Genomic DNA, 14,249 nt, shown 5'->3' on the forward strand with positions numbered 1-14,249 from the left:
TAGGGCAATGGACAGTTCACCCCTAGAATCAACCAAACACATGAGAACTCCTTTTTTGGATTTCGACACATAAGAACCGCAGGGCTTGCGGGGATAGTCTGTGGAGCGAACGTAAAGCCATAAACTCCTTGAGGGTGGAGGCAGTTGCTATGAAGCAGAAACATAAATCGTGAGGTTTAGGAATCACCGTCCGTTTTACGGCGGTGAGGATGTCAACATAGTGAGTTTTCAAGATAAATGGAACAAGTCCTGACGCTAGTAGTAAAGCTTCAAGTGGGTAGCGAGCAACATCAATTGTTGACCGATACCTGCACGGCTTTCGCGTCGGCTTGTAACTGGATCGATGAGAACGTAAACCCCCGACTAACCAATCGGAACTCGATTCAAGCAGTCTGTTACAAAGAGGTTAAAGACCAATTCGGACTGACAGCTAACCACGTCGTCAGGGCTTGCGGTCGGGTAGCTGCTAATCGTCTCGGAGCGAAACAGAAGGGGAAGAAAGTTAAGAACTTCGCTCCGACAAGTTTCGACTGTGATGCGCGAACGTTCCGTTTTATCGAAAAAGATTGGACGGTAAGCGTCAGCACGACAGGGAAACGATTAACCCTTCCCTTGAGAGCGAGTAACTACCATCGGGGCAAGTTAACCAGTCAGAATCCTACATCTGCTCAAATCTGCTTGCATCGTGACGGCGATTGGTACGTTCATATTCAATTGAAATCGGAACCACCGAAACTATCAAGCTCGGATAATGTTATCGGTGTCGATTTTGGCAGGACAGACATTGCCGTTACGAGTACGGGTCAATCGTGGTCAGGGGAAAGAATCAAGGAAATTAGAAATAAATACAGTCGCGTTAGGGCTTCTCTCCAAAAAAAAGCGTCTCAAGGCACGAGGTCTACTCGTCGCAGGGCGAGACAAATCTTGAAACGGTTATCGGGACGGGAGAGAAGATACCAAACATGGCTGAATCACAATATCAGCAAGGCTATCGTTTCCGAGGCGAAATTAACTCGCTCTGCTATTGCCATTGAAGACCTGACCGGTATTCGGGAAAGAACCAATCAGAAGCCTAGAAATAAGACTGAGAGAAGACTGTCAAACTCGTGGGCTTTTTCTCGGTTGAGGACTTTTCTCGAATATAAGGGAATCAAGGAAGGAATCGAGGTTATCGCCATTAATCCCGCTTATACTTCTCAAACTTGCCATTGTTGCCTGCATATCGGATTGAGAAGCAATAAATCTTTCAAATGCAGCAACATAGCTTGTGGCTGGATCGGAGACGCTGACGATAACGGTAGCCAGATGATAAGACTTTTGGGGCTGAGTGTAAGCCAGCCTTTAGGCTCGAATTTATTGGCTTGTCCGATAGATTCAGGGCTAACAAAAGCCCAAACTGTACCGTTAGGGAGCGTGGGTAGTTTACAATTGTTTACAGTTTGGCAAATCTAGTTAACAGATATAAACTACATCAGTCATGGAACTGCTTTATCAATACGCTTGGCTGATCCCAGTCCTGCCACTGGCAGGCGCAATGCTAGTAGGTCTAGGCTTAATCACCTTTAACCAGGCAACCAACAAACTCCGACAAGCGAATGCGATATTAATCGTCTCCACACTCGGAGGGTCAATGGTACTCTCTTTCGCATTGCTGTGGAGTCAACTACAGGGCCACGCACCCTACACCCGCAGTATTCAGTGGGCTTCTGCTGGCGACTTCTCGCTGAATATGGGCTATATCATTGACCCGCTGACGGCGGTGATGCTGGCGATCGTCACTACGGTCGCCTTTTTGGTGATGATTTACACCGACGGCTACATGGCTCACGATGACGGGTACGTGCGCTTTTACGCCTACCTGAGCATCTTCAGCGCCTCGATGTTGGGTCTCGTAATCAGCCCGAACATTGTTCAGATTTACATTTTCTGGGAACTGGTAGGTATGTGTTCGTACCTGCTAGTCGGATTTTGGTACGATCGCAAACCCGCTGCTGACGCTTGCCAAAAAGCTTTTGTCACCAACCGCGTCGGCGACTTCGGCCTACTGCTGGGCATCCTCGGCATTTACTGGGCCACCGGTAGCTTTGAATTTGAGGTGATGGGCGAACGCCTGCACTCCTTAGTCGAATCCGGCGCCCTTTCCGCGACTCTGGCGACAATCTTCGGCGTCCTGATATTTTTGGGGCCAGCAGCCAAATCCGCTCAATTCCCGCTCCACGTCTGGCTGCCAGACGCAATGGAAGGCCCGACACCGATTTCGGCCTTAATCCACGCCGCGACAATGGTAGCCGCCGGCGTATTCCTGATCGCTCGGATGTACCCAGTGTTTGAGGGGCTGCCGGCTGTCATGAATTTGATCGCCTGCACCGGCTGTTTTACGGCATTTATGGGTGCTTCGATCGCGATTACCCAAAATGACATCAAAAAAGGCCTCGCCTACTCCACCATCTCCCAACTCGGCTACATGGTGATGGCAATGGGCGTCGGCGCTTACAGTGCCGGACTTTTCCACTTGATGACTCACGCTTATTTCAAAGCAATGCTGTTCCTGTGTTCAGGTTCAGTCATTCACGGTATGGAAGCAGTTGTCGGCCACAACCCCGCTCTCGCTCAAGATATGCGAGTCATGGGCGGCTTGCGGAAATATATGCCGATTACCGCTTCTTGCTTTTTAATCGGAAATTTGGCAATCTGCGGAATTCCGCCGTTTGCTGGTTTTTGGTCAAAAGACGAAATCCTCGCCAGCGCCTTCGCAGCAAATCCCGCTTTGTGGGCTGTTAGCTGGCTGACGGCCGGGATGACTGCGTTTTATATGTTCCGAATGTATTTCAGCACCTTTGAGGGCGAATTCCGGGGCAATGACAGCGACATCAAGCGACAACTCTTGCAACCCGGTCTTGTTTTTGGCCCCGGAGCGATGAACGTTAAGGAATTGGCATCAACTGGCGAAAGTCACGATGAGCACGACCATTTGCCTCACGAATCTCCTCTGACAATGGCTCTGCCGTTAGTGTTGCTGGCAGTACCTTCTGTGTTTATCGGTTTTCTCGGTACGCCGTTTGCCAATTATTTCGAGCAGTTTGTTCGCGCTCCTGGCGAGTCTCTCGAAGAAGTTTTGGAACACGCTGCTGAGTTCAATTTGACGGAATTTTTGATTATGGGCGGAAGCTCTGTAGGTATTGCTTTGCTGGGCATTACTTTGGCTTCTCTGATGTATTTGAGCCGTAAAATTGACGCAAGTGCGATCGCCCAAAAAATCAAACCGCTTTACGAGTTCTCCCTCAACAAGTGGTATCTCGACGATATCAACGATTTTCTTTTTGTCAAAGGCAGCCGCCGTTTAGCGCGGCAAGTCATGGAAGTGGATTTGCGAGTCGTCGATGGTGTAGTCAACCTGACCGGTTTGGTCACGCTGATTACCGGCGAAGGTTTGAAATACTTTGAGAGCGGTCGCGCTCAATTTTATGCCCTGATTGTGTTTGTCGCAGTTCTGGGTTTTGCGATCGTTTCGGGAGTCAGTTAAATCGGTAGGGACACGGCCTTGTCCATTAGTCTCAACAAACAGGTAAAACCGATAGTCCGACAGGGAATGAATTCCCTGTCTCAAAGCTAAAGTCCTCTCTTTCTTGACTGAAGAACTCCTTAAACCTCTTATTGTGGAACAGGCATCTTGCCAGTTCAATACTGGCTTTTTTGGAGATATCTATTAGTCCTCATAGCGAGGACTTTCGCTATTAGCCAGGGGTTGAAACCCCTGGCGGACTCGCAAAATTGCAGATCATCAGCTTAAGTTGACACGCCTTGGGCAATGCCATTTCCCAGCAGAAGATATTTTAAGAAGGGGTATTAGCTCAAAAACTCACAATTGACAATTAGCAAATAGAAATAAATTTGTGATTAAACTTAACTGTTGCGATCGCATAATTTGTCCAAATAATAGCAAAAAAAAATGTTCCGTCTAAAGAAAGTATAAAATTTAGGCTAAAATTGGCAAAATGTGTTTAAACCTAATAACTGATGGATCATTTTAAAACGCAATGGATACAGCTAACTTTCCCTGGTTAACAACAACAATTCTGTTTCCCATTGCTGCGTCCTTGCTGATTCCTTTAATTCCCGATAAGGATGGCAAGACGGTGCGGTGGTATGCCCTAATTGTGGGTTTAATCGATTTTGCCCTACTTGTTTACGCTTTTTACACTCAGTACGACTTCAGCAATCCAGATTTGCAACTGGTAGAAAGCTATAGTTGGGTGCAGCAACTCGATTTGAATTGGTCGGTGGGTGCTGACGGTTTGTCGATGCCGCTGATTTTGCTGACTGGTTTTATTACTACGCTGGCTACTTTAGCAGCTTGGCCCGTCACATTTAAACCGAAGCTTTTTTACTTTTTGATGCTGACAATGTACGGCGGCCAAATCGCAGTTTTTGCCGTGCAGGATATGTTGCTGTTTTTCCTGGTTTGGGAACTGGAATTAGTCCCGATTTACCTGATTTTGTCGATCTGGGGCGGCAAGAAGCGCCTCTACGCAGCAACTAAGTTTATCCTGTACACCGCAGGCGGTTCGCTGTTTATTTTGCTTGGCGGGCTGACGATGGCGTTTTACGGCGATACGGTGACTTTCGATATGCGGGCGATCGCAGCTAAAGATTACGCCCCGAATGTAGAATTGATCCTGTATGCAGGTTTCTTAATAGCTTACGGCGTCAAACTGCCAATTTTTCCGCTGCACACTTGGCTCCCTGACGCTCACGGCGAAGCAACCGCACCCGCCCACATGTTGCTAGCAGGAATTCTGCTAAAAATGGGCGGCTATGCTTTGCTGCGGATGAATGCGGGAATGCTCCCGGATGCTCACGCTACCTTCGCGCCCATCTTGGTAATTTTGGGTGTGGTAAATATTGTTTACGCCGCTTTAACTTCTTTTGCTCAGCGAAATTTGAAGCGAAAAATTGCTTATTCTTCGATTTCGCACATGGGGTTTGTGCTGATTGGGATAGCTTCGTTTACCGATTTGGGAATGAGCGGTGCCATGCTGCAAATGGTTTCCCACGGTTTAATCGGGGCGAGTTTGTTCTTCATGGTAGGATGCACTTACGATCGCACTCACACCCTCATGCTCGATGAAATGGGCGGTGTCGGGCAGAAAATGCGTAAGGTTTTCGCGATGTGGACTGCTTGTTCTATGGCTTCTTTGGCTTTGCCGGGAATGAGCGGTTTTGTAGCAGAATTAATGGTGTTTGTAGGTTTTGCAACGAGCGATGCTTACAATCCTGTTTTTAAGGTTTGTGTGGTATTTCTAGCTGCTGTCGGGGTGATTTTGACTCCGATTTATCTCCTGTCAATGCTGCGTGAAATCTTCTACGGGCCTGAAAATAAGGAATTGTCGGATCACGAGGAATTGGTAGATGCGGAACCGCGAGAAGTGTTTATTATTGCGGCTCTGTTAGTGCCGATTATCGGTATCGGTTTGTATCCGAAGATGCTGACTCAGGTTTACGATGCGACTACTGTACAGTTGACTGCAAAGTTGCGCGATTCTGTGCCTTCGCTTGTGGCTAAGGCTGCTACGGATAAAACTGTGTCTCTGCGTGCTCCGGCGATCGAGCCGAGCAAGTTGTGATTTGAACTCGATGCGAGGAAGAAAACCCCCAAACCCGATTTTAAAATCGGGTTTGGGGGTTTTCTATTTTTTTGGGGCTGGAGCTTGTCTATTAGGCGTTGCTTAATACAGGTATGAATTCAAGATTTCCCAATTGCTATAAGCCCAGTATGGTGAGTTTTGTAACTTCAAGCGAAAAGTTGATTCATACCGTGAATCAGCAACGCCGTCTATTAGAGGTTGGCGTCAATTTGCGATGATGTTATATTTGAGATGTTCCGTCTTAACAATTTGATACTCAAAGAGAATGACAGAATATAATATTTTAAAGCATTATGTCCAGCCACTTTATCTCAACGTTTTACACGGTAACTTTTTACGACGGATTGACAAAGAAGATGTAGATGCGTTTGTGGACTCGACAAGAGTTGCTTTATATGAAGTAACTGACATAGAACTTATCCAGATGTATAACCGTTGTTGGAGGCATACAATTAGTGCAAGTTGGCTTTGTGGAATTGGGCGCTTTCCACAACATCTCAAGAAAATTGAAAGTTTGCTGATTCCAAGTCAAACTTGTTATGCAGGACAATTTCATTGTTTTGCATTAGCTCGTTTTGATGATGCTGAGTCGGTAAGAGTTTTGCGATCGTATCTCGACACATACTTACCCGTTGGTGAGCGACAATACGACCAAGAATGGGCTATTGGAGCCTTACGGTGGTTAGATCGCAGGCATGGAACAGATTATGCACAGGTTTATCTAAAAAACTCCGATAATTGGAAACTTAGATATCTAGACCACGAGTATGGGACACTAAGGCCAGAGGAAGGAATTCTCCACTTTCAAAAGGTTATGAACTTTGTAGACAAGTATTTCCCAGAATTTGCGACGTAGATAGCTCGGCTTCCTAGATATCGATTTGCCTAGAATAAGCGATAATAAATAATATGCCATTTTCATTGTAAGAGTGTGCTAGCCATGACTGAGTTACTGGAGCGTGCGATCGCTAAGTTGAAAACCTTGTCTGCAAGTGAGCAAGATGCGATCGCCTCAATGATTTTGGAAGAACTTCAAGACGATCTAAGATGGGATCGAGCCTTTGCGAGTTCTCCCGATGTTCTTGCTAAACTTGCAGCCTCCGCAATGGCTGAGTATCACGCAGGTAAAACCCAAAAACTCGATCCAGAAACATTGTGAAGTCTCGTACTACAGCCGAATTCCGTAAATCTTTTGCTAATCTGCCAAAACAAGTTCAAGAGCAAGCACGCGAGGCATATCGCCAGTTCAAGGAAAACCCAAATTATCCCAGTCTGCGTTTCAAAAAAGTGCATCCAGAGTTACCAATCTACTCTGCTAGAATCAGCAACAACTATCGAGCCGTTGGTCAGTTGGATGGAGATACTGTGATTTGGTTTTGGGTTGGTTCACACGCAGAGTACGACAGGTTGCTATCTCAGTTATAATGGTTATTTCATCTACTTTAGTTTAACTTTATCAGAACGTTCACTGCGGTTGTTGAAAAAGACCATGAAACTGCTTTTGAGCTTTATACTGAGGCATTTTTATGTTGAACGTGACAGTTGACGAAATTCAGCGCGATCCTTCAAAGTATATCCGTCAAGTGGAAGCAGGTGCAACTTTTGTTATCCTGCAAGCAGATAAGCCGATCGCCGAACTCAGACCTATTTCTAGCAGCAAGCAATTGCGACCATTCGGTTTGTATGCAGGCGAGTTTACCGTTCCAGATGATTTCAACGATCCTTTGCCAGAAGATATCCTCACTGCATTTGAAGGTAAATGAAGATTTTGCTAGATACGCACATCTTTTTATGGTTCATCAGTGGTGACGCCCAGTTATCAACAGATGTTCGAGATGCAATTCGCGCTCCAGATAATGAGGTTTATTTGAGTGCAGTTTCAGTCTGGGAAGCAACGGTTATTTGGCGTCGCACAACTTCATGGCACCATTTGCGCTCGCCATACCCAATACCCAATACTTAAAAATTACCTGCGGTCGATCGCTCTTCATTCCGGTATTGCGATCGCTCTCTTAATTTCTCTCCTTATTGTTATGCCAAGAGTGGGATCTTTGGAAAGGGCGATCGAGCCGAGTAAGTTGTAATTTGAACGAGATGTAGGAAGAAAACCCCCAAACCATTTTAAAGATAGTTTTGGGGGTTTTCTGTTTTTTTGCGGTTGGGCGATCGAAACTGAATTATTTGGTAGTTGTGCTATCCTAGTAGTGCAGTCTCTGTTAAAAACATTACATTAGCCGCCATGCCGACACCTTCCACAAGTGATTTACCAAAACCTAAATCTTGGGATGAATTTGAGGATATTACATGGGAAATTTATAAACGAAAATGGCACGACAATCATGCACAGAGATATGGCAGAAGTGGACAGGCACAAAATGGTATTGATATTTATGGTCGGCAAAACAGTTCCGGCAAGTATATAGGTGTTCAGTGTAAACGATATGAGGATAACAAGCTAAACCAGCAAATAATCCAGGCAGAAATTCTCAAAGCAGAATGCTTTTCATCTCCACTCAGTGAGTACATTATTGCAACTACGACATTAAGAGATACAAAGCTTCAAGATTTTGTCCGGTCTTTAAATGAAGAGCGTGGATTAGAAAATAAGTTCGCTGTCTATATAGTGTTTTGGGAAGATATATGCAATGACTTGGCAGATCCCAATAATCGTGATTTGCTCAAGAAGTATTATTCTGATTGGGAACAGATATTTAGCAATGAAGAGAAATCTATAAGTGAGCAGGTTGCATCTATTCATTGTCTTTTGAGCTTTGAAATACAGCAAGACTGCAACTTACTTCAGGAGCTTCTTAATAAAAATCAATATGATTTATCGGAAAAATGGCAATCATCCTTTAGTCAAAATCGCGGCGTATGGCGAGATATCTCGTCTCGTTTACTTCTTGCTAGAAGTAGAGAGTTAATGTCAAAAATTCAAATTTTTTACCAGCAATTGGATGATATTGAGATGAGCTACAAAAGTCTACTTGCCTTGATATATCAAATTAAATCTGTTGAGTCAAAACCCAAATACAATGGTGGGATTTTGGGATTTGATACAATGCCTACACCAGCTTGGGCTAGTAACTACTTCACCGAATCAGACATGAGAAAGTCAATTAATTTAAAGAAAAGCTACTTTACAAAGTTCAATAAACTGAAAAAAAAAGTTCATGAAACGCTGAATATTGGTAATCAAATAACTTGTGAGTTCAATTAAATTATGCAATTGCTCGGACTTGATATAACAAGCCCGTTGTAGCCCGACTGTATCGAGGTCGTTGAAGGTGGAGTTGAGAATTTTCATGAACTCATCATGCTTCGATCGCAATACCGAATACTTAAAAATTACCATTTGGTCGATCGCTCTTCAATTAAGTACGTTAGCGAAGCTTGCAGAAGAGGATCGCTATCTGAGTTTCTAGCCTTAAGTTTATTGGTGAGTGTTCTGCATCAAGTTGGATGGAGACATTTTTACACTTGGCAAATTATATTTTGTCGCCGAAAGCTGTGCAACCATTTCTGCACGAGACGAAACCTCAAGCTTACGGAACATTCGCTTCAAAGCTTGCTTCACTGAATTCTCAGTAATCCAAAGTTCCCTCCCGATTGCTGCGTTGGTTCGCCCCAAAGCAACCAATTCGGCAATTTGCAATTCACGAGGCGTTAGGCGTGAAGTCTTCAAAGGTTGGTGCTGCGATTCCCTACGGGATAGCTTCGCCGCGCGTACTGTTGCAGCCCAAACAGACAAATGCAAACAGATCGCACTCAAATCCGCTAGATTTTCTGTATCGAAAGCGGGCATTGAGCGATCGCGCGTACAACCCACTACACCCATTAATTGACCACGACTGACGATCGGCCCCGCCATCACGTGCCAATGATCGGGTCGGGGACAAATTATTGTCCAAACCTTGGGTGATGCCACCAATGCTTCATGGACAGGAGCATGACGTTCTGCTAGATAACGCACAACAGGATTATGTTCGATTGATAGTCCAATTTGCAGTGTTTTCTGAAGATTGCTATCTACCAAGGGCAGTCGATCGAAGAAAAAGATTCCCGATCGTTTAGCTGCAAAATACTCACCGATTTTGGGCACGACTTGCGATCGCAAATCTTGTTCGTCCTTTACCTGGTGGATCGCTTCAAATAAAAGCTGCAAGGGACTTTTCATGGTCATGGTATCAACCGATTTTAGATTTTAGATTTTAGATTTTAGATTTTAGAATTGACCCCACGGATGAATCTGGGGGCTTGTAACCAAATTGCTGGATTGTCAAAAAGAGTACCCGATCGAGGTCTAGAAGCATTGCAATACTCGAATTATATTACCCTTGTAATCTCCAAAGCAACTTGACATGACAACCAGTTCGCAAACCGATCGCGATCGCACTCCCACACCTGGGATACAGCTCGGCTTTTATGTGACTTCAATCATCTTTAATGTCTGCTTGATTGCTCAGTTATTAACGGTTGGAGTTGCCTACTTCAATAATCCTGCATGGTGGAATATTCATGTTTGGTTCGTGCGAGGGTACAGTGGGCTGTCATTAGTATTACTGGGATGGTCGTTAATCGCCCCCTTCTCACGCAGAATACGACATCTCGCAGCAAGTTTGCCAGTGCTGCTTGGACTACAGTTTTCCAGCATTCATCTCAAAAGTCCTCTTCAGCTCGAAATACTCCATCCTCTAATTGGATTTACGTTACTCTATGTTTCTTCAAGCCTTGTACATTCCCTAGGGCGAACTTTCTCGCCCACCAACAATCATAACCATTAAATTTGAGAGGTAGAAATGACGCAATCTACAATTTTTAGTCCCTTCTTTGCAACCGTGTTTCTAACATTCTTAGTCTGGGCGTATATGTACATCCGCCGTATCAGTTTTATCACCAGTATCAAGCTCGATCCGAATGAACTTGCTGTACCGGGCGCACTGGCGCAAATTTCGCCACCAAGCGTATCCAATCCATCGGATAACCTAAAAAACCTGTTCGAGATTCCGGTACTTTTCTATGCGCTTGTCCTATACCTGTTCATCACAAAGCAGGTGGATACAGTGTATGTGAACGCCGCTTGGGTATTCGTTGTGTTTCGTACATTGCATAGTGCTGTCCATTGCACATTCAATCTCATCATACTTCGGTTCTACCTCTACCTATTTGCCACACTCGCGGTGTGGTTCATCGCGAGCCGCGCAGCACTTATTCACTTTGGAACAATCAATTAACCTCGTTCAAATGAGCTAGAAGTTATCAACAATTGCCGAACAATGAGGGTGCGGCGGAAAGCCGGCCCTGTTTCTGCGTGTGTGTTCGGGGTTTTGCGGGGCGGTCTGCAACTGAACCAAGTCGTTAGGTCGCGATCGCAATACCCAATACTTTAAAAATACCAGTAGAGCGATCGCGCCGGAGCAAGTTTTGAAGCGATGCGCTAAAATCCTGTTCAGATAGCTATTATAGATTAATCATGAAGATTAAGGCGAAATATGTTTCTGGCAAAGGACTCGGCAAAATGTTTTAGCGACATGGTTGGTCGCTAAAAATAACCGCTTTGTCTCGTTAGAAGGCTCTTTTGCTATCCATCCCTAATTATTCAATCCACCGGGTTGTATTCATCAATAAAATTGAAAAAAGCCAAGCATTTTTAGATCCATGAAAGGGTTGATTCAATATCTTTACGAAATCAAATTAGATAAAGCTATTCTCTGGTGCTATCTCATTTGGTATGTTATAGTAGTTTGTTTTCATTTTGATCCTTCGGTTAAGATATGGCTCAATTCAATTGGTATAAGTGCTGTAATCGGTACGGGTCTGATGCTAAGTGTTTCTAGTAAAGGCAAAAGAGATCATTGGCAGGCATTCAGGTTATATCTCATGCCATTTTGTGTCTCAAGTTTCTCTGCCTTGATTAAAGACCAGGGATTTATCATATTTATATCACCAAATATCACCGAAACAATAGTATCATTATCATGTTGTGGTCTGTTTTTATTACTTATTTTAGTAGTCAAACTATTCAAAAATAAAGTTATTTAGCGCGCTTACAAAATTGGTGGAAGCAGTATAAATATGACATTTTAGGTTGAAATTACCCCGATCGCCTTTAAAGACGATCGAGCTTGTAGAACTCTTACACCCCGATGAAGCGAGGGAATTGCTTATTGAAATCGCTTTCTTAGTTTCTAGTCGGATAGTTCTTTGAGTGCGATCGCTTGTTGGTTGGGCGATCGCCGAGTTGTACTATACTGGCCTCTGTAAAGAAATTACCAAGATCCCCAGACGAATATCGGCGGTAAGCGGGTTGCTAAAATCGGTCGATCGCGCTGGCATTTTTTGCCCTCAAATCCCTTTCTTTGGATTAATTGGCGTTTTAAATTCTGCGTTCTACTTTCTCCGTTGCGGCGACACAAGCGGCGGGTAATGTCCACCCTACCGTCAATTGTCAATAACCAATTATTAATTGTTAGTATTCCATAAGGAAGCCAAAAAGATATATCATAACCTTAACCAGATCATTTCTTCCCAGATATGTTCTACTGTTCTAATCCCGCGTGTTCTCATCCTTTCAATCCCGACAACTCTAAATTTTGTCAAAGTTGCGGCCAGTCCGACCTCACGCCTCTCTTCAGAAACCGCTACCGCGTGATTCGACTGTTGGGCGAAGGGGGATTTGGCAGAACTTACGAAGCGGTAGATACGGATCGTATGGACGATCCCTGCGTAATTAAGCAGTTTGTACCCCAATTTCAAGGAACCTCAGCACTTGAAAAAGCCTCACAATTGTTTAAAGAAGAAGCGAAACGACTTTACGAACTCGGTGAACATCCCCAAATTCCTCGATTAATTGCTTATTTTGAACAAGACAAGCGACTTTATTTAGTACAAGAGTTGATTGAGGGGCAAACTTTACTAGCAGAATTAACTCAGCAGGGTGCTTTTAGCGAAGAAAAAATTTGGCAGTTGCTGGCCGATATTTTGCCGATTTTGAAATTTGTGCACGATCGCCAGGTCATTCACCGAGACATCAAACTTGAGAATATCATGCGGCGTCGCACCTCTGTTAACTCCTCCCTGCCAAAGGCGGGAAATTTTCGGAATTCAGCTTTCCCAAGGGGAGGCCGCGGAGAGTTAGTTTTGATAGATTTCGGCATTTCTAAACAAGTGACGGGCTCCCTGATGAGCAAAGTAGGCACGACGGTAGGAACGCCCGGATATTCGCCGGTAGAACAAATGCGCGGTCAAGTTTTCCCCGGCAGCGATTTGTACAGTTTGGGAATAACTTGCCTGAGACTGCTAACTCAATGTTTGCCAAAGATTGACGGTTCCGATGACCTTTATGACCCGATAAACGGCGGCTGGATTTGGAGAGAACGGTTGCCAGCCGGCACAAAAATCAGCAGCGAGTTGGCAAATGTTTTAGACAAATTAATTCAAGATTATCTCAAAAATAGATATCAATCTGCTGATGAAGTAATCAAAGCTTTAAATCTCTATTCTTTACCTCCCCAACCCCATTGTGCCAATGGAGGACAACTTGCTCTAAATTCTTTTCGGACAAAGGGAGGACAACTTGCAATCAATAGCCCGCTCAATCAAAGCGGGCAAATCAACAGCAATATCTCTGTCAATCCGAGGAAAAAATCCAACACCAATCCGCCATTGAACAAGGCATCGCAGAGAATTGCTGCTGTCAAAAGCACTTTTGAATTTCAGGTGGTGACAGTAGACAAGCGCGGGAAGCCAACTAATGTTAACAGCGGCCAAGCGCGTTTTTTTGAAGAACATCTCGGTAGCAGTACAATGCTGGAAATGGTATCTGTTCCTGGCGGTACTTTCCTCATGGGTTCTCCAAAAGAGCGGGGCGACAGCGACGAAAAACCGCAGCACCCAGTAACTTTAGCATCTTTCTATATGGGCAAATTTCCAGTCACTCAGGCCCAGTGGGCAGCAGTTGCGGCGCTGCCGGAAATTAAAATATTTCTCAATCCCGATGCGGCCCGTTTTAAAGGTGCAAATCGACCTGTAGAAAATGTATCTTGGTACGAGGCTGTGGAGTTTTGCGATCGACTTTCTCGCAAAACTGGTAAGAATTATCGCTTGCCTAGCGAAGCCCAATGGGAATATGCTTGCCGGGGGCAAACTACGGGGCCGTTTCATTTTGGGGAAACGATTACCAGCGAGTTAGCAAATTACAACGGAAATTCTAATTACGCTGATGCGTCGAAGGGAGTTTATCGCTTTCAAACGACAGATGTTGGCAGTTTTAAACCTAATGCTTTCGGATTGTACGATTTCCACGGAAATGTTTGGGAATGGTGCGCGGATTCTTGGCACAATAATTATAACGGTGCGCCTGCGGATGGTAGCGTTTGGGAGTCTGACGGGGACTCTTCGCTGAGGTTGTTGCGGGGGGGTTCTTGGAACGATCATCCTCCGAATTGTCGCAGCGCGTGTCGCCTCAGATATCAGCCGGATTGTAAGGCTAGTATTGTGGGTTTTCGAGTGGTTATTTCTGTTGTTTAAACTCCAATTGTAGGCATTCCTTCTCCTATCTTGAAATGCCTCTACGGTTTCCCTATTAATCAAAAATTTATGCAA

14 protein-coding genes are annotated in these 14,249 nt (G+C 44.7%); 12 read left to right on the top strand and 2 right to left on the bottom strand.

The annotated features are described in order from the left end of the window. Positions 1–237 precede the first annotated feature (237 nt). From QUB06_RS16105 to QUB06_RS16145, 9 genes are all read left to right on the top strand, one after another. Positions 238–1,452, top strand: a complete 1,215-nt coding sequence (locus tag QUB06_RS16105) for a transposase (protein ID WP_333286773.1) — start codon at positions 238–240, stop codon at positions 1,450–1,452. 25 nt (positions 1,453–1,477) lie between these two features. Then, a complete protein-coding gene (locus QUB06_RS16110) occupies positions 1,478–3,523 on the top strand; it encodes an NAD(P)H-quinone oxidoreductase subunit 5 (protein WP_333436116.1) in 2,046 nt (681 codons plus the stop codon). 514 nt (positions 3,524–4,037) lie between these two features. After that, on the top strand, positions 4,038–5,624 hold the full coding sequence (ndhD1, locus tag QUB06_RS16115) for a photosynthetic/respiratory NAD(P)H-quinone oxidoreductase subunit D1 (protein ID WP_333436117.1): 1,587 nt from the start codon (positions 4,038–4,040) through the stop codon (positions 5,622–5,624). 286 nt (positions 5,625–5,910) lie between these two features. Beyond that, the gene (locus tag QUB06_RS16120) at positions 5,911–6,501 is read left to right on the top strand and encodes a DUF6000 family protein (protein ID WP_333436118.1); all 591 of its coding nucleotides are present in this window, start codon (positions 5,911–5,913) and stop codon (positions 6,499–6,501) included. A gap of 84 nt (positions 6,502–6,585) precedes the next feature. Next, positions 6,586–6,804: a hypothetical protein gene (locus tag QUB06_RS16125; RefSeq protein WP_333138846.1), complete on the top strand. Its 219-nt coding sequence runs from the start codon at positions 6,586–6,588 to the stop codon at positions 6,802–6,804. Continuing rightward, on the top strand, positions 6,801–7,070 hold the full coding sequence (locus QUB06_RS16130) for a ParE family toxin-like protein (RefSeq protein WP_333436119.1): 270 nt from the start codon (positions 6,801–6,803) through the stop codon (positions 7,068–7,070). The genes QUB06_RS16125 and QUB06_RS16130 overlap by 4 nt, the downstream gene beginning before the upstream one ends. A 101-nt stretch (positions 7,071–7,171) precedes the next feature. After that, positions 7,172–7,408, top strand: a complete 237-nt coding sequence (locus QUB06_RS16135; protein WP_333436120.1) for a type II toxin-antitoxin system Phd/YefM family antitoxin — start codon at positions 7,172–7,174, stop codon at positions 7,406–7,408. Further along, positions 7,405–7,608 (top strand): PIN domain-containing protein, encoded by a 204-nt coding sequence (locus QUB06_RS16140; protein ID WP_333436121.1) that lies wholly within the window; start codon positions 7,405–7,407, stop codon positions 7,606–7,608. Before QUB06_RS16135 ends, QUB06_RS16140 begins: the two co-directional genes overlap by 4 nt. Positions 7,609–7,884: 276 nt before the next feature. Then, entirely contained in the window at positions 7,885–8,865 is a 981-nt protein-coding gene (locus QUB06_RS16145; RefSeq protein ID WP_333436122.1) for a restriction endonuclease, read from the top strand. 213 nt (positions 8,866–9,078) lie between these two features. On the opposite strand, the gene QUB06_RS16150 is transcribed toward QUB06_RS16145, so the two are convergent. After that, positions 9,079–9,828, bottom strand: coding sequence for a LuxR C-terminal-related transcriptional regulator (locus QUB06_RS16150; protein WP_333436123.1), 750 nt, complete (start codon positions 9,826–9,828; stop codon positions 9,079–9,081). Positions 9,829–10,006: 178 nt separating this feature from the next. On the opposite strand from QUB06_RS16150, the gene QUB06_RS16155 reads away from it, so the two are divergent. Together QUB06_RS16155 and QUB06_RS16160 are read left to right on the top strand one after the other, a co-directional pair. Continuing rightward, on the top strand, positions 10,007–10,429 hold the full coding sequence (locus QUB06_RS16155; RefSeq protein WP_333436124.1) for a DUF6220 domain-containing protein: 423 nt from the start codon (positions 10,007–10,009) through the stop codon (positions 10,427–10,429). 15 nt (positions 10,430–10,444) lie between these two features. Further along, on the top strand, positions 10,445–10,879 hold the full coding sequence (locus QUB06_RS16160) for an MAPEG family protein (RefSeq protein WP_333436125.1): 435 nt from the start codon (positions 10,445–10,447) through the stop codon (positions 10,877–10,879). A gap of 1,035 nt (positions 10,880–11,914) precedes the next feature. Here the strand turns inward: QUB06_RS16160 and QUB06_RS16165 are convergent. Then, the gene (locus QUB06_RS16165; RefSeq protein WP_333436126.1) at positions 11,915–12,097 is read right to left on the bottom strand and encodes a hypothetical protein; all 183 of its coding nucleotides are present in this window, start codon (positions 12,095–12,097) and stop codon (positions 11,915–11,917) included. A gap of 82 nt (positions 12,098–12,179) precedes the next feature. Between QUB06_RS16165 and QUB06_RS16170 the strand changes: the two genes are divergently transcribed. Further along, entirely contained in the window at positions 12,180–14,174 is a 1,995-nt protein-coding gene (locus QUB06_RS16170; protein ID WP_333436127.1) for a bifunctional serine/threonine-protein kinase/formylglycine-generating enzyme family protein, read from the top strand. Positions 14,175–14,249 lie beyond the last annotated feature (75 nt).

Origin of the sequence: Microcoleus sp. D2_18a_D3 (genome assembly GCF_036702455.1) — a bacterium.
In the GTDB taxonomy this organism is placed as follows: domain Bacteria; phylum Cyanobacteriota; class Cyanobacteriia; order Cyanobacteriales; family Microcoleaceae; genus Microcoleus.

Coding starts and splice junctions, on each gene's coding strand:
- QUB06_RS16105 (WP_333286773.1), top strand. CDS start 238: ATGGAACAAGTCCTGACGCTAGTAGTAAAGCTTCAAGTGGGTAGCGAG.
- QUB06_RS16110 (WP_333436116.1), top strand. CDS start 1,478: ATGGAACTGCTTTATCAATACGCTTGGCTGATCCCAGTCCTGCCACTG.
- ndhD1 (WP_333436117.1), top strand. CDS start 4,038: ATGGATACAGCTAACTTTCCCTGGTTAACAACAACAATTCTGTTTCCC.
- QUB06_RS16120 (WP_333436118.1), top strand. CDS start 5,911: ATGACAGAATATAATATTTTAAAGCATTATGTCCAGCCACTTTATCTC.
- QUB06_RS16125 (WP_333138846.1), top strand. CDS start 6,586: ATGACTGAGTTACTGGAGCGTGCGATCGCTAAGTTGAAAACCTTGTCT.
- QUB06_RS16135 (WP_333436120.1), top strand. CDS start 7,172: ATGTTGAACGTGACAGTTGACGAAATTCAGCGCGATCCTTCAAAGTAT.
- QUB06_RS16140 (WP_333436121.1), top strand. CDS start 7,405: ATGAAGATTTTGCTAGATACGCACATCTTTTTATGGTTCATCAGTGGT.
- QUB06_RS16145 (WP_333436122.1), top strand. CDS start 7,885: ATGCCGACACCTTCCACAAGTGATTTACCAAAACCTAAATCTTGGGAT.
- QUB06_RS16150 (WP_333436123.1), bottom strand. CDS start 9,828: ATGACCATGAAAAGTCCCTTGCAGCTTTTATTTGAAGCGATCCACCAG.
- QUB06_RS16155 (WP_333436124.1), top strand. CDS start 10,007: ATGACAACCAGTTCGCAAACCGATCGCGATCGCACTCCCACACCTGGG.
- QUB06_RS16160 (WP_333436125.1), top strand. CDS start 10,445: ATGACGCAATCTACAATTTTTAGTCCCTTCTTTGCAACCGTGTTTCTA.
- QUB06_RS16170 (WP_333436127.1), top strand. CDS start 12,180: ATGTTCTACTGTTCTAATCCCGCGTGTTCTCATCCTTTCAATCCCGAC.